This is a genomic window from Sagittula marina, assembly GCF_014196795.1.
Taxonomy (GTDB): domain Bacteria; phylum Pseudomonadota; class Alphaproteobacteria; order Rhodobacterales; family Rhodobacteraceae; genus Sagittula; species Sagittula marina.
In genome coordinates, this window is record NZ_JACIEJ010000002.1 from 78,991 (window position 1) to 93,668 (window position 14,678).

The window sequence follows — 14,678 nt, forward strand, 5'->3', positions numbered from 1 at the left end:
AATGTAAAAAGGTCGTCAACCTTAACGCTAAAACTGCCTGCGCCGTGTCACGGAGTCATCTTCGCGCTTTGGATGCGGGGCTGCGCCTTCCGCGGGGGGTGAACCTGAGACGTCCCGTGAACGCCCAAGGCGCGAAGCCCGGCACCAACACGGCGGGACCGCGCGACCTCACGCCCGTAGGGACCTTGTGCCGGGGCAAATGCCAAGCCAGATGCCACGAGATCTGCGCCAATCTCGCGCCTGCCATCAAGACAAACGGCCTCTGTTACCTCATTGATTTCAGGTTTCATTTCGACACAAAGGACATCTCGTCCGTCGTAGCGCGCGGCAACTTCGCCAGCAGCCCAAGCCCCACATGCCCAGCCGTGGTCGCACTGATGGTTCACCGCTGGTGCCCAAATCCCTGATAGTTTGAAGACCTGTCCGCGCACACGCAGGTGCCCGGCATCCAACACCTCCGCCGGACCAAACACCACGCGGGTTTCAGAGGACGCTGGCCCCGCCAGAGCGACAAGCGCGAGAATTTTTACAAAGTTTAACATACCGCTAAGCTGACCAACGCAGACCGCCAGATCAAGCCTTGCCGGTAAGTATGCTTAACGCGCGCCCCTTTTCGCACCGGGAAGCACGCGGAAACTGTCGCATCATGCAAAAGCAACTGCTTTTCGGCTGTCAAATGCCCGATACAGTCCCGACGGTCCGTTCCGTTAAATCCGGCCCGCCCCGCATGGGACGCACCTATCGTGTTGGCAAATACGTCAGCTTCAAAATTTCAGCGTGCCCAGGACGCGGTTCTGCGGCAGGCGCGCCACTTCGATACCACAGTCTGTGCGGCGCAGGTTGTAGCCGTAACCACGCATCCGAAAGCGCCACTCCGCGTCCGACAGAACCTTCTCGCGCTCACGCAACAGGAAGGCTTCGATCTCGATCATGTCTTCAGTCAACTTGTTATCCGCAAACATTTTACACTCTCCTGAAAATCACTGTTTACAGATCAAGAAATGCCCATGAAACAAGGCGCAATTGCGTCCAAGGCGCGGACTTTTCGCGGTTTGAGAACAATCCCGGCACCTGCCCGCAGTTCGTTGCAAGCTCAGCGACTGTGACCGCCCCCCCCCCGCGCATTGGACCAAAGCCACCCAGGCCGAGCTCTTGATGCTCAAGCCGCGATATGCCCCGTGACGGATGCCCGCCTCAGCCCAAGGTTAGGGACACGGCAATCGCCCACATGGTCAGCCCGACCAACAGGTCCAGCACGCGCCAGGCTGCCGGACGTTTGAACACCGGCGCCAGAACCCGTGCGCCAAATCCCAGCGAAAAGAAGAAGGTGGTCGAGGCGGTCACCGCGCCAAACGTAAATGGCACCGCTTCATAGCGGGCGGAAATCGTCCCCAGCAGCACCACCGTGTCGAGGTAGACATGCGGGTTGAGCCATGTGAGCGCGAGGCAGGTCAGCACGGCTTTGCGGCGGCTCTGCGCGCCCTCCCCGGCCTCCAGCGCCTCTCCTCCCTTCCAGGCCGACCAAAGCGTCCGTGCGCCGTACCACACCAGGAAGGCCGCGCCGAAGACGCGCATCGCCAATTCCAGCCCCGGAACCGCCATCGCCAGCGCCCCGAACCCGGCCACACCTGCGGTGATCAGCAGGGCATCCGACAGCGTGCACACCAACACCACGGGCAGCACATGCTGGCGGCGCAAGCCTTGCCGCAGCACAAACGCGTTCTGCGCGCCGATGGCCATAATCAGGCTAAAGGCCAAGGCAAATCCCGGCAGGTAAGAGGACCAGATGGCCTGCATGTCTCATGCTCCTTGTCGTCGTCGCCTGCAGGTACGCAGCACCGCTGGATTAAGCAAATTAAGGATTCTAAAACTGGTGAAGCAGCTCTAATCCAGACGAGGTCCCGCAGCATGTACGATCCAGCCCAACTGGCCGCTTTGGAGGCCGTGCTTCGCCTCGGCGCCTTTGACGGGGCCGCGGCGGAGCTGGCGATCACGCCCTCAGCCGTGTCGCAACGCATCCGTGCATTGGAGGATCGCGTCGGTGCCCCCTTGGTTTTGCGGCAATCCCCCGCCCGTGCCACGCCCACCGGCGCCCGGCTGTGCCGCCACGCGCGGGAGCTGGCCCTGCTGGATGCGGCCTTGGCACAGGATCTGGGCCGCGTCGCCGAGGCCCGCGTCAGGATCGCGCTGAACGCCGACAGCCTCGACACCTGGGCCATTCCGGCCTTGGCAGAAACGGACTTCCTGTTCGATATCGTGATCGAGGATGAAACCGCCGCGCACCACATTCTGCGCGAGGGAGAGGTGTGCGCCGCCATAACCACCCGCGCGGCGCCGCTCCAGGGATGTGATGTGCTGCCGCTCGGCGTCACGCGCTACATCGCGACCTGTGCGCCAGGCTTTGCAAAGCGATACTTCCCGGACGCCGTCACAGCCGCCACGCTGGGCAAAGCGCCGATGCTGGATTTCTCCGGCAAGGACCGCCTGCAACGGGGGTGGCTGGCGGATGTCTTTCCCGACGCCCCCGCACCTCCCGTCCATATCCTGCCCTCGACACATGGTTTCGTCACGGCATCCGTCGCAGGGCTGGGCTGGGGGCTGAATCCCCTGCCGCTGGTGGAGGACCACATTGCCAACGGCACTTTGATCGCGCTGTCGGACAGCCCGCGCGACGTGGCCTTGTATTGGCAGGTCAGCAGCCACCTCGGCCCGGCCTTGCGCCCGTTGACCAAGGCGCTGCAACGGGCGGCGCGAAACGCGCTTTTGTCGATTCCGCAATAGAAAACGCGCGGCAGGCTCCCCTACCGCGCGCTCTTACATCCCGCCGAACCCGGTTCAGCCGTCGAGCTGCGCCATGACCTCATCGGACGCCTCGAAGTTGGTGGTGACGCGCTGCACGTCGTCGTCTTCTTCCAGCGCATACACCAGCTTCATCAGCGTGGTCATGCCGTCCACGTCCATCTCTGTGGTGGTGGTCGGTTTCCAGATCAGCTTTGTCGACTCGGATTCGCCAAGGTCGGCTTCCAGAGCGTTCGCCACCTCGTTCAGATCCGTGTCGGCGCAATAGATCACGTGACCATCCTCGGACGATTCCACATCCTCGGCCCCGGCCTCGATCGCCGCCATCATGATGTCGTCAGCATCGCCTGCGTCTGCCGGATAGATGATCTCGCCCTTGCGCTCGAACATGAACCCGACGGAGCCTGTCTCGCCCAGATTGCCGCCGTTCTTGGTAAAGGTCGACCGCACGGTAGAGGCGGTGCGGTTGCGGTTGTCGGTCATCGCCTCGACGATCACCGCAACACCGTTCGGGCCGTAGCCCTCGTAGCGGATCTCTTCGTATTCTTCACCCTCGCCACCGATGGCCTTCTTGATGGCGCGTTCGATGTTGTCCTTGGGCATGGACTGGCCCTTGGCTTCCTTGACTGCCAGGCGCAGGCGCGGGTTCTTTTCAGGATCGGGGTCGCCCATCTTTGCCGCGATGGTGATCTCCTTCGACAACTTGGAGAAGATTTTCGCCCGCAGTTTGTCCTGACGGCCCTTGCGGTGCTGAATGTTTGCCCATTTGGAATGGCCGGCCATGATCTCGCCTCTTCGGGTAGACTGTTTGAAAATTCGCGTCTCTATAATCCATCCACGCCCCTCTTGCCAAGGCCACCCATTGCGCGACGTCCTGTCCGCGCGTAAGCCAGCGTCATGGCCCGGTTTCTTCTCCTCCAGTTGCGCCCCGAAACAGAGGCGAGCGACGATGAATATCACGCGATCCTCGACAAGGGCGGTCTGCGCGAGGCGCAGGTGCACCGTCTCCAGCTCGACCGAGAGGACCTCCCCGCCACATTGGACCCGCGCGATTATGCAGGCGTGATCGTCGGCGGCGGCCCGGGCTGCGTTTCCGATCCCGCCGACACCAAGGACCCCGTCGAGGCCCGGATCGAGGCCGCCTGCCTCTCCCTGATGCCTTCGATCACCGGGCACGACCTGCCCTTCATGGGCTGCTGCTACGGTATCGGCATCCTGGCCCACCACTTGGGCGCAGAAGTGTCAAAGGCCCGCTACGGCGAACCTGTGAGCGCCGTCACCTGTACCCAGACCACAGACGGCCAGGCCGACCCGCTGATGCGCGCCCTGCCCGCTCAGTTCGACGCATTTGTCGGACATAAGGAAGCGGTGCAGCATCTGCCCGAGGGCGCGGCGCATCTGGCCCGGGCAGACAGCTGCCCGTACCAGGTGATCCGTCACGGGCAGAACGTCTACGCCACGCAATTCCACCCGGAGGCCGACGCCCGCGGGTTCGAAACCCGCATCCGCATTTACCGGCACAAGGGCTACTTCCCGCCGGAGACCGCAGACGCGCTGATCGACATGTGCCGCGCGGCGGATGTGACCCATCCCGAAAAACTGCTATCGGCTTTTGTTCAACGCTATCAATGACCTCTCGCGACCGGCCCGGTCCCGAAAGCTCCGCCTCGTGCGTTTCATAACGGAAAGAACATCGGGATGAACAGCGCCGCCAGCGCCCCCATGATCAGGTTCAGCGGCAAGCCGACCTTCACGAAATCCGTAAACTTGTAGCCACCCGGCCCATAGACCAGCGTGTTGGTCTGATAGCCGATCGGCGTGGCAAAGCTCAGGCTCGCCGCCACCATCACCGCGACCACCAGTGGTCTCGGATCGACCCCGATCGCCGACCCGATGCTGACCGCAATCGGCGTCACGACCACGGCGACCGCGTTGTTCGACACCGTTTCGGTCAGCAGGCTGGTCAGCAGGTAAATCCCCCAGACCAGAGCCCAGGGCGGCATGCCGTCCATCAGTGGCGCCACGGCGCCGGCGATCATCGACACCGCGCCGGTGTGCTCCAACGCGGCGCCCACCGCCAGCATGGCAAAGATCAGCGCCAGAAGCTGCCCTTCCACAAAGCTGAACGCCTCCTCGCTGTCGATGCAATGTCCCAGCAACACTACGGCCACAGCCACCACTGCCAGCGCAAGGATCGGCGCGATCCCCAGCGCGGCAAGCACGACGATGCCCACAAGCGCGGCCAGGGCCACCGGCGCATGCCCGCGCCGAAACGCCCGCGCGGATGGCTGTGTCACGTCCACCAGCCCCATTTCATCAGCGAGCCGCTTGATGTCTTCCGGGTTGCCTTCGAGCAGCAGAGTGTCCCCGATCCGCACCACCAGTTCGTCCAACTGCCGCCCGATATTCTGGTTCCGCCGATGCACTGCCAGCGGATACACCCCGAACCGCCGCCGCAGACGCAGCCCGCCGAGGGAGCGGCCAACCATCTTGCAACCCGGCGTGATCAGGACCTCGACCGTGCTGGTCTCCTTGGACGACACCTGATCCACCCGCTTCAGCGACGGGTCGCGTTGCAGCGACAAAAGCTCGGTCATCTGGGTGCGCAAGACCACGCGGTCGCCCACCTGCAACGTCACGTTTTCAAGGTTGCGTCGCAGGGATTCATCGCCACGCACCACGTCGACCAGCCGAACCCCCTCGCGCTTGAACAACTGCACGCTCAGAACTTCACGCCCGATCATGTTGCTCTCCGGCGGCACCACGGCTTCGGTAAAGAACTTCATCCGCGACCGATCCGACAGCATCCCCGCCATGCTCATCCGTTCCGGAAGCATCTTCGGCGCCACGAAAAACAGATAGCACATGCCCACGGACACCAGGATCAACGCCACCGGCGTGACCTCGAAGATGCCAAAGGGCTCCAACCCCTGCGCACGCGCGACACCATCCACCAACAGGTTGGTCGACGTCCCGATCAGCGTCAGCGTGCCGCCCATGATGGCGGCGTAGCTCAGCGGGATCAAAAGCTTCGATGGCGCGATTTTCAACTGCCCGGCGATCTGCACGAAAACAGGCAGCATCACCACAACGACCGGCGTGTTGTTCATCACCGCAGAGGCCAGAACCACAACGATCAGGATCACCGACATCCCCAGACGTGGCCGCACCGCCACCTTGCGCTGCGCATAGGCGGTGAACGCGTCCAGCGCCCCGGTCCGCACCAGCGCGCCCATGACGATGAACATCGCCGCGATGGTCCAGGGGGCCGGGTTCGACAGCACGCTCAGCGCATCGTCATACGGCAGCGCCCCGAACAACAGCAGCGCCGCGACGCCCCCGATGGCCGTGACTTCGGTTGGATACACCTCGCGGATAAAGAGCACGAACATGCCCACCACAACCGCGATGGCAACCCAGGCCTCCGCCTGTTGGCTCAAATCAATCCATCCCATTTCGGCTGTTCCCGCCTCGCGTATGCTGCTCGTCAAACGGACGTAGTCTGCAGTGCCATCCAGGTGGGCACAAGCGGGATGCGCAGGCGATGCCCCGGCGTGTCATCCGCTGCTGTCCGTCTGAGCATCTAGGGGCAAGCTGCCGTCAGGACGGTCCGCATTGCACCAGCCGCCCACCCTGGCGCACCATGGCCATGGATTTGGGTTTGCCGGTGAGATCGTCGGTCTCGATGAACACACCGGACAGCGTGGCCTCGCCCTTGGCAGGCTCGAACCGGCCTTTCGACATGCCGTTGACAAAGCGGCGCAACGGCTCGGCCGGCTCCATCCCGATCACGGAATTGTAGTCGCCGCACATGCCCGCGTCGGACAAGAAGGCCGTGCCCTTCGGCAGGATCTGCGCGTCGCCCGTGGGCACGTGGGTGTGCGTGCCGACCACAAGGCTTGCCCGTCCGTCGCAGAAATGGCCCATGCCCATCTTCTCGGATGTTGCCTCGCAATGCATGTCCAACACGATGGCCTGCGCCTGCCCGCCCAGCGGATGACGTTTCAACACCTCGTCCACGGCGGCAAAGGGGCTGTCGTAATTGCGCGACATGAACACCTGGCCCAACGCCTGCACCACCAGCACCTTGCGCCCGCGCGCATCGCTGTACATCGCGGCACCGCGCCCCGGCGCTTGCCGGGCAAAGTTCAGCGGCCGCACGATCCGGGTGTCGCTTTCGATGTGCGTCAGCATTTCTTTCTGGTCAAACGCATGGTCGCCCAGGGTGATCACATCGGCGCCAGCCTCGAAGATCTCCTTGGCGTGGGCTGCGCTCAGCCCGTGCCCATTGGTGGTGTTCTCGGCATTCACGATAACGAAGTCGAGTTTCCAGTCCGTCCGCAGTCCCGGCAGCCGGTCCACGATCCCCTGCCGCCCGGAGCGGCCCATTACATCGCCAAGAAAGAGTATACGCATGGGCAGCAGGCCTAATGCGCCGCGCCGGAAAAGCAAAGACCCAAACGCAAGCCGGACCGCCAGTTTATCGGCAGTCCATGGCGGTCTTCAGGGCCGCTTCGCTGTAGGGGCCGATCCGCGCCACCTGCACCATGCCGTCAAAGTCTACGGCCACCAGATCCCGCCAGTCGCCAGAGGCCAGCACCATCTCCTGTCCCTGCCCGCAATCGCGCAGGCCACCGGCGATGAAGTCCCAGCCGATGCGATGATTGGTCAGCCCCCCTTGCGTCGCCACTTCGGTCAGCCTGCCCTCGGTGTAGCGCCAGATCCGCAAGGTCTTTGCCAGATGAGGGCGGTCGATATAGGCGATCTCCACCGCACCGTCACCGTCCAGATCCACCGCGCCGATCACCGACAGCCACCGATTGCGCTGGCCGATGTGCGGGGTTGCCGCCACTTTGGTCCCCGTGCCGTCATAGATCGCCAGTTGCGCGCCGCGCGTCATCTGGCTTTCGACGACGATCACTTCGGCACAGCCGTCAGGCCCCAGATCGCTGACCAAAGGCGCAATGTCCTCGAACACCCGGTCGTCAGGCAATGTCACCCGCACCCTTCGCAGGGTGCCGTCCATGTCCTCGGTCTGCAACAAAAGGCCGCCGAACTCGCCACCTCCGCCCAAGACGTTGTGACCATAGCGCGTGACCGGGTCCACATAGCGCGCCCCGGTGATACAGGGCGCGGCCTCGACCGCTGCGGCGCCCGCCACAAGCGCCAAAGCCAGACACGCGCCGCGGGTGAGCGCGTGCCAGATGCACCACGGTTTGCGCGGCGCTTGTGCGGGCGGCCCCAAGGGAACCGCCCAGCCCATCAGATCTGCTTTTCCGGCATCCGCACGACCAGACCGTCCAGGGCGTCGGTCACCTTGATCTGGCAGGTCAGGCGCGACTTGGTCGGGTCGGGCTCGTAGGCGAAGTCGAGCATGTCTTCTTCCATATCCTCACGCGGAGGGAGCTTTTCCACCCACGACGGGTCCACGTAGACGTGGCAGGTCGAACACGCGCAGGCCCCGCCGCAATCCGCTTCGATGCCCGGAATGCTGTTGTCCCGTGCGCCTTCCATGACGGTCAGGCCATTGGCGACCTCCACCACATGTTCCGTCCCGTTATGCTCGATGTATGTAATCTTTGCCATGTCACCGCTCCTCTCCGTTTGATCGCGGGCATGATTAGACATCCCCACGTCTCTCTGCCAGCGCCTTTTGCACGTTCTCCGGCAGAAGTGAAATGCGACGCCTGAAAACCACGCTAAGGTGATTGGCGGAATCGCTCAAATGTTCTATTTATGTTCTCATGAATTGGCCCCGTCCCCCTTCCGCCCTTCCCGCAGAGCTCCTGTCGCGTCCGCCGCTGGGGGCCCGCATCACCGTGGCCGGGCTGGTGATCCTGCGGCAACGCCCCGGCACCGCCAAGGGCGTGATTTTCCTGACGCTGGAGGATGAGACCGGCGTGGTGAACATCATCGTCTGGCGCGCCATGTACGAACGGTTTCGCCGCGCGGTGATCGCCGGACGGATGCTGCGTGTCACCGGGCGCTTGCAGCGGGATCATGGCGTGTCCCATGTCATCGCCGAGGAGATTGAGGACATTTCGCAACTGCTCGACCGGCTGCTGGATCCCACGCTTCCACAAGGCCCGGAAATACGGTAGCGTTTCGCCGGACAACAGGCACGAAAGAGGCCAAAGCAGTGACACCCAAGCCCGATACGCGCCCCGCCGCGCGTCTCGTCTGGACCGGCGCGCGCCGCCGGGCTGCCTTCTGCGCGCTGTTGTTGTCCGCCACCGCTGCCTGCACGGATGGGCCTACGAATTCCGGGCCGGACGATACGGTCTATTCCGACATACAGCCCGTCGCCTTGTCCCCCGTGCCGCTCGCCACGCCTGTCATCGCCCTTTCGGACGGACGGTGTCAGGCGCGCGAGGAAACCCCCGCCGTTTACCAACAGGTCATGGGCGAGGTCAGGGTCATTCAGGCCGAAATCGCCGAGGATGGCACGGTCGTCACGCCCGCCGTCTATCGTCGCGCGCCGGTGCCCAAGGTCGTGAGAGAACGGTCCCAATTCATATTCGAGGCCGTCTGCGGCCACCAGTTGACGCCGGAATTCATCTCCTCCCTGCAACGTGCCTTGGCGGCCCGCGACTACTTTGCCGGCAATGTCACCGGCCGGATTGACGCGCCAACCTCCGCCGCCATTCACCGCTACCAAAAGGAACGCGGTCTCGACAGTGCGCAGCTGTCGCTGGAAACCGCGCGCTCTCTCGGGCTGATTACGGTGGACCTCCCCGATCCAAAAGGCTGACAGGGCCAGCAGATTTGCGGCTTTCCCAATGTCACCTTCTGCGCCATCGTCAGGCAACCCAAGGAGACGCCCCATGACACAGACAATCACGACACAGACAATCGGATTGATCGGCAGCGGGATGCTTGGCGCGGCCATGGCACGGGGATGGCTGGACAGCGGCATCCTGACGCCAGACACCTTGCTGATTGCCACCCGGAGCGGCACCAGCGACGTGCCGGGCGTTGAGGTCGTCACCGATCCGCAGGCCCTCGTGAGCCGCTGCGATGCTCTGCTGCTCTGCGTGCCTCCGGACGCGCTGCCGAACGTGAAGATGCACGCCCCAAACCTGCCAATCCTGTCCGTCGTGGCCGGCGCCACCCAAGACCGGCTGTCCAGCCTCTTCGGCAGCGCCCGCATCATTCGCGCCATGAGCAGCCCGGCCGCCGCCCAGCGCCTTGCCTTCTCGCCGTGGATTGCCAGCGCCGCCAGCACTGCCGCCGACCGCCAACTTGCGCAACATCTGTTCGGCGCCCTCGGCAAAGCTGCCGAAGTCACAGACGAGCACCATATCGACGTGTTTACCGCGCTGACCGGCCCGGTGCCCGGCTTCGTTGCCGCCTGCGCCGCCGCGATGTCCAACCATGCTCGATCAGAGGGCGTGCCAGAGGAAATCGCCACCGCAGCGGTCAAACAGCTTTTCCTCGCCTCCGGCATCGCAATGACTGACGATCCCCGCGCGCCAGAGGCCTTGGTACAGGAGATGATCGACTACGCAGGCACCACCGCCGCCGGGCTGAGCGTGCTCCGCGATGGTCCGCTGCGGAACGCACTGGCAGATGGGCTGCGCGCCGCCACACAACGGGCGAAAACGATCGCAGAATAGCCACGCAACGAAAAAAGGGCGCCCTCTCGGACGCCCCTTGTCATTTTGTGTCCAAGCTTTACTCGCTGCCAAGCCCCAGCGCGACAAAGCGCGGGTCGCCACCACGGCGCACCAGAAGCAGGATGGACTTGCGCCCCTCGTCGCGGGCTTCCGCCACGCGGTCTTCCAGCTCACCCACGGTGCTAATCGCACTCTGACCAGCCTCGGTGATGACATCGCCAGCGCGCAGCCCCTTCTCAAAGGCCTCCGCTGTCTCGTCCACCGACATCACGGCGAGACCGTCGATGCCAGCCGGCACCTGCAGCTCTTCGCGCAGCTCGTCCGTCAACGGCGCGAGCGTCAGACCGATGGCCTCCATTTCCTGCGGCTCATCTGCCGGCATGTCGGCGGATGCGGGAATGGCGGTGTCGCCTTCTTCGCGGCGGCCCAGCGTGATCTTCAGTGTCTGGGTTTCGCCGTCACGGTTCACGACCACGCGCACCGTCTTGCCCACCGGGGTATTGGCCACGGTGCGGACAAGCTGGCGGGTGTCCTGCACCTCGACGCCGTCAAACGACATGATCACATCGCCTGCTTTCATGCCGCCTTCCATGGCGGGACCTTCCGGCACGTCGGAGACAAGCGCACCCTTGGCGTCGGCCAGTGCCAGCGCTTCGGCCACGTCTTCGGTCACGTCCTGGATCCGCACGCCCAGCCAGCCGCGGCGGGTTTCACCGAACTCCTTGAGCTGATCCACCACGCGGGTCACCACGTTCGACGCCATGGAGAAGCCGATGCCGATGGAGCCACCATTGGGCGACAGGATCGCCGTGTTCACACCGATGACCTCGCCGTCCATGTTGAACAGCGGTCCGCCGGAGTTGCCACGGTTGATGGCCGCGTCCGTCTGGATGTAGTCATCATAGGTGCCCGACAGCGCCCGGTTGCGCGCCGATACGATCCCGGCAGACACGGAGAAGCCCTGGCCAAGCGGGTTGCCCATGGCCATGACCCAGTCCCCGACACGAGAGGTGTTGGAGTCGCCGAAGTTGACGTATTTCAACGCGTTGTCGGCCTCGACCTTCAGCAGCGCGATGTCCGTATTCGGATCGGTGCCGACCAGCTCCGCAGGCAATTCGAAGCCTTCGAAGAACTCGATCTGAATTTCATCCGCGCCTTCGATGACGTGGTTGTTGGTGACGATATAGCCGTCTTCGGAAATGACGAAGCCGGAGCCCAGTGCTGACGAGCGACGCGGGCTTTGACCGTTCGGTCCCTGGCGGTCCTGGAATTCACGAAAGAAATCCTCGAACGGCGACCCTTCGGGAACGATGCCCTGCGGACCGGTGCGGCCTGCAACCGTGGTCGTGGTCGTGATGTTCACAACGGCGGGGCTGATACGCTGCGCCAGATCGGCGAAGCTTTCCGGCGCGCCACGGGCGTGGGCCATCAGCGATTGCGAAAGGATCAGGACCATCGAGAGCGTCGTCAGCCAGAAAAGCCGAAGCGGCGTCGCATCCTCCCGAGTCTGCGCGATAACTTGCGGTTTCAAAGAGATCTCCTTGTCTCTGGTCAGGTCAATTGCCCCCACCCTCAGGCGACAGCTGCCCTGCGTTCTGTCTTCAGTGTGTCTTACATAAGCGCAACGGCGCAACACCAAAGCTATATGTCGGCCATCTCACGCCCAAGTGACGGCCAGTGAGTGAACCGCGCGCGGGTCCCCTGCAGCAAAGCTGAGACCGGACACCCCGCGCGCGGTACGATAGCATGACGCGGCAAATCCCGCCGGACGCAGGTCTCAGCCCCGCGCCAGCCACAAGACCAGAATGCCGGTCACAGCCGACAAGAGGCCCACAGTGCGCCGCGCCTCCAACGGCATCTCGCGCAGCGCCTCAAGCAGTCGCTCCACAAGCGAAGGGGCCAGTGCGTACACCAGCCCCTCGATCACAAGAACCATGCCGATTCCCGTTGCTATGTCACTGAACCCCATCGGATCAGTTGCTTTCCTCGGATGTCTCCGGCTCGGCCGGTGCATCGGTTTGAGTTGAACCGGTGTCCTCGACAGGCTCACCCACCGGGGATGTGTCGGTGGCCGGGCCATCGACCGCATCATTGGCCTCCTGTTCTTCGGCTTCCATGTCACGAGACACGTCTTCAGCCGTCGGGGCCACAGGATCGGCCGCCGGTTCGACGTTCTGCAACGTTTCAGGCGTTTCGATCGGCGACGTCGGTGTGATCTCACCCTCGCTCTTGAAGTAGTCAAAGAACTGGCTGTTCGGCGTCATCACCATGGTGGAATTGCCACCCTGGATCGCAGTCTCATAGGCCTGCAAGGACCGGTAGAACGCAAAGAAGTCAGGGTCCGCACCGTAGCTGTCCGCAAAGATCGCGTTCCGCTCGGCGTCCGCTTCACCGCGTGTCACGTTGGCTTCACGGTCGGCTTCCGACAGGGTTTCCACCACGGTACGATCCGCAAGCGCGCGCACGCGCTGTGCCGCTTCATTACCGCGGGCGATCTCGTCGGCCGCTTCCCGTTCACGCTCCGCCCGCATACGGGCAAAGGTCGCTTCAAGGTTTTGCGTCGGCAGGTTGGTCTGCTTCAGCCGCACGTCCACCACGTCCAGACCCAGCGAGCGTGCCTCGCCCCGCGCCTGATCCCGGATACGGATCATCAGATTGCCGCGATCCTCGGAAAGGATGGTGTCAGACGTCACCTGATCGGCACCCAGAACTTCGCGGATCTGCGCGTTCAGAATACCTTGCAGACGGTCTTCGGCCACGCGCACGCCGCCAACACCGACAGCCTGACGAAACTGAACCACGTCCTGAATACGATACCGCGCAAAGGCATCGACCACGAGACGGCGGTCATCGGAGGGTGTGACCTCGATGGTTTCGGTGTCCAGCGACAGGATACGGTCGTCATAGGTCACGACCTCGTCCAGCAGGGGCATCTTGAAGCCCAGACCGGGCTCTTCCTTGACGCTTTGAATTTGGCCAAAGCGCATCACCAGCGCCTTTTCACGCTCATCGACCACAAAGATCGACGACAGCAGCACCACCAAGATCACGACGATGGCGGGCAGGATATAGGTTGTCTTGTTCATCTCTAAGCCCTCCCTCAGTTCGACTGGCCGGATTGACCGGACGAGCGGCTAAGCTCGTTGAGCGGCAGATACGGCACGACGCCGCCTTCGCCACCGGTCAGCGCTTCGTCGAGGATCATCTTGTCCACGTCGCCCAGCACTTTTTCCATGGTTTCAAGGTACAGGCGGCGGCGTGTAACCTCCGGCGCCTGCGCGTATTCCTGCTGAACAGAGGTAAAGCGCGCGGCCTCACCCAAAGCACCGTTCACGACCTGCGCGCGGTAGCCTTCAGCTTCTTCGCGGGTCTGCGCAGCCTGACCACGGGCCTCTGCGACCACACGGTTGGCGTATGCGTCCGCTTCGCGTTCCAGACGGTCACGCTGCTGCTCGGCGGCCTGCACTTCGCGGAACGCATCAATCACCTCGGAGGGCGGCTCTGCGCCACGCAGGTTGACACGGACGATGCGGATGCCGCTTTCGTATTCATCAAGCGTCGTTTGGATATTCTCGCGCGCGGTATCGGCAATCAGCCCACGGTCACGGTTGAGGATCGGCGCAAGGTTGGACGCCGCGATGATCTCGCGCATCACGGATTCGGACACCGCCTGAACCGTCAGCTTCGGATCTGCGATGTTGAACAGCATCAAGGCCGGGTCAGCGACGTTCCAGACCACCTGGAAATCAATGTCGACGATGTTCGCATCCGTGGTCAGCATAAGACCGTCGGAGCGTCCGCCGCCAATGGTTTCCGTCCGCTCGGAGGTCACGTTGACCTTGTCATAGGTCACAAAGGGCCAGGGCGCAAAGTTCAGACCCGGCTCGCCGGTGCTGGAATAGTCGCCAAGGAAAAGCTCGACCGACTGTTCTTCGGGCTTCACGGTGTAAAAGCTCGAAAACGCCCAGATGCCCACCAATACAAGAGCACCCAGACCGATCATCCCCTTGGAGATGTGCGGACCGCCGCCACCGCCGCCGGAGGGACCATTTGAACGCCCCTTCCCGCCGCCGCGACCGCCCATAAGAACGCGCAGTTGCTCCTGGCCTTTCTTCATCAGCTCGTCGATCTCGGGGATCTGGTTGTCCTCGGGACGACGTCCGCCGCCACCACCACCCGAAGGTGGGCGCTGGTCATTGCCGCCACCCTGGTTGCCACCACCCCCCCAGGGGCCGCCGCTGTTTCCTGCCATGAAGCTCTACC

General features: G+C 63.4%; 16 protein-coding genes. 5 read left to right on the forward strand and 11 right to left on the reverse strand.

Annotated features, from left to right (window positions below; translation table 11 throughout):
• Positions 1 to 764: 764 nt before the first annotated feature.
• Together GGQ68_RS03730 and GGQ68_RS03735 are read right to left on the reverse strand one after the other, a co-directional pair.
• Positions 765 to 962 carry a hypothetical protein gene (locus tag GGQ68_RS03730; RefSeq protein ID WP_183963073.1) on the reverse strand — a complete coding sequence of 66 codons (198 nt, stop codon included), beginning with the start codon at positions 960 to 962 and terminating at the stop codon, positions 765 to 767.
• Positions 963 to 1,194: 232 nt separating this feature from the next.
• Positions 1,195 to 1,797 carry a LysE/ArgO family amino acid transporter gene (locus GGQ68_RS03735; protein ID WP_183963074.1) on the reverse strand — a complete coding sequence of 201 codons (603 nt, stop codon included), beginning with the start codon at positions 1,795 to 1,797 and terminating at the stop codon, positions 1,195 to 1,197.
• A gap of 111 nt (positions 1,798 to 1,908) precedes the next feature.
• Here GGQ68_RS03735 and GGQ68_RS03740 point away from each other — a divergent pair, with 111 nt between their 5' ends.
• Positions 1,909 to 2,781 (forward strand): LysR family transcriptional regulator ArgP, encoded by an 873-nt coding sequence (locus tag GGQ68_RS03740; RefSeq protein WP_183963075.1) that lies wholly within the window; start codon positions 1,909 to 1,911, stop codon positions 2,779 to 2,781.
• 54 nt (positions 2,782 to 2,835) lie between these two features.
• Here the strand turns inward: GGQ68_RS03740 and GGQ68_RS03745 are convergent, their stop codons facing one another.
• Positions 2,836 to 3,582 (reverse strand): YebC/PmpR family DNA-binding transcriptional regulator, encoded by a 747-nt coding sequence (locus tag GGQ68_RS03745; RefSeq protein ID WP_183963076.1) that lies wholly within the window; start codon positions 3,580 to 3,582, stop codon positions 2,836 to 2,838.
• Positions 3,583 to 3,696: 114 nt separating this feature from the next.
• Here GGQ68_RS03745 and GGQ68_RS03750 point away from each other — a divergent pair, with 114 nt between their 5' ends.
• A complete protein-coding gene (locus tag GGQ68_RS03750) occupies positions 3,697 to 4,431 on the forward strand; it encodes a glutamine amidotransferase (protein WP_183963077.1) in 735 nt (244 codons plus the stop codon).
• 44 nt (positions 4,432 to 4,475) lie between these two features.
• Here GGQ68_RS03750 and GGQ68_RS03755 read toward each other — a convergent pair whose 3' ends face one another.
• The 4 genes from GGQ68_RS03755 to GGQ68_RS03770 all read right to left on the reverse strand — a co-directional run bounded on the left by GGQ68_RS03755 (position 4,476) and on the right by GGQ68_RS03770 (position 8,385).
• Positions 4,476 to 6,254, reverse strand: coding sequence for an SLC13 family permease (locus GGQ68_RS03755; protein ID WP_183963078.1), 1,779 nt, complete (start codon positions 6,252 to 6,254; stop codon positions 4,476 to 4,478).
• Between the two features lie 145 nt (positions 6,255 to 6,399).
• On the reverse strand, positions 6,400 to 7,215 hold the full coding sequence (locus GGQ68_RS03760) for a TIGR00282 family metallophosphoesterase (protein WP_183963079.1): 816 nt from the start codon (positions 7,213 to 7,215) through the stop codon (positions 6,400 to 6,402).
• Between the two features lie 64 nt (positions 7,216 to 7,279).
• Positions 7,280 to 8,062, reverse strand: a complete 783-nt coding sequence (locus GGQ68_RS03765; protein WP_246429253.1) for an FG-GAP repeat domain-containing protein — start codon at positions 8,060 to 8,062, stop codon at positions 7,280 to 7,282.
• A complete protein-coding gene (locus tag GGQ68_RS03770; protein ID WP_183963080.1) occupies positions 8,062 to 8,385 on the reverse strand; it encodes a 2Fe-2S iron-sulfur cluster-binding protein in 324 nt (107 codons plus the stop codon). The genes GGQ68_RS03765 and GGQ68_RS03770 overlap by 1 nt, the downstream gene beginning before the upstream one ends.
• Before the next feature lie 158 nt (positions 8,386 to 8,543).
• On the opposite strand from GGQ68_RS03770, the gene GGQ68_RS03775 reads away from it, so the two are divergent.
• The 3 genes from GGQ68_RS03775 to GGQ68_RS03785 all read left to right on the forward strand — a co-directional run bounded on the left by GGQ68_RS03775 (position 8,544) and on the right by GGQ68_RS03785 (position 10,415).
• Positions 8,544 to 8,900 carry an OB-fold nucleic acid binding domain-containing protein gene (locus GGQ68_RS03775; RefSeq protein WP_183963081.1) on the forward strand — a complete coding sequence of 119 codons (357 nt, stop codon included), beginning with the start codon at positions 8,544 to 8,546 and terminating at the stop codon, positions 8,898 to 8,900.
• A gap of 38 nt (positions 8,901 to 8,938) precedes the next feature.
• Complete coding sequence (locus GGQ68_RS03780; RefSeq protein WP_343055840.1) at positions 8,939 to 9,550, forward strand: peptidoglycan-binding domain-containing protein; 612 nt, start codon at positions 8,939 to 8,941, stop codon at positions 9,548 to 9,550.
• A 73-nt stretch (positions 9,551 to 9,623) separates the two neighbouring features.
• Positions 9,624 to 10,415 (forward strand): pyrroline-5-carboxylate reductase family protein, encoded by a 792-nt coding sequence (locus GGQ68_RS03785; protein ID WP_183963082.1) that lies wholly within the window; start codon positions 9,624 to 9,626, stop codon positions 10,413 to 10,415.
• Between the two features lie 58 nt (positions 10,416 to 10,473).
• Here GGQ68_RS03785 and GGQ68_RS03790 read toward each other — a convergent pair whose 3' ends face one another.
• The 4 genes from GGQ68_RS03790 to hflK all read right to left on the reverse strand — a co-directional run bounded on the left by GGQ68_RS03790 (position 10,474) and on the right by hflK (position 14,667).
• On the reverse strand, positions 10,474 to 11,946 hold the full coding sequence (locus GGQ68_RS03790) for a DegQ family serine endoprotease (RefSeq protein ID WP_425502946.1): 1,473 nt from the start codon (positions 11,944 to 11,946) through the stop codon (positions 10,474 to 10,476).
• 246 nt (positions 11,947 to 12,192) lie between these two features.
• On the reverse strand, positions 12,193 to 12,384 hold the full coding sequence (locus GGQ68_RS03795) for a DUF2065 domain-containing protein (RefSeq protein ID WP_183963083.1): 192 nt from the start codon (positions 12,382 to 12,384) through the stop codon (positions 12,193 to 12,195).
• 4 nt (positions 12,385 to 12,388) lie between these two features.
• On the reverse strand, positions 12,389 to 13,501 hold the full coding sequence (gene hflC / locus GGQ68_RS03800; RefSeq protein WP_183963084.1) for a protease modulator HflC: 1,113 nt from the start codon (positions 13,499 to 13,501) through the stop codon (positions 12,389 to 12,391).
• Between the two features lie 14 nt (positions 13,502 to 13,515).
• Positions 13,516 to 14,667 (reverse strand): FtsH protease activity modulator HflK, encoded by a 1,152-nt coding sequence (gene hflK / locus GGQ68_RS03805; protein WP_183963085.1) that lies wholly within the window; start codon positions 14,665 to 14,667, stop codon positions 13,516 to 13,518.
• Positions 14,668 to 14,678: the final 11 nt, after the last annotated feature.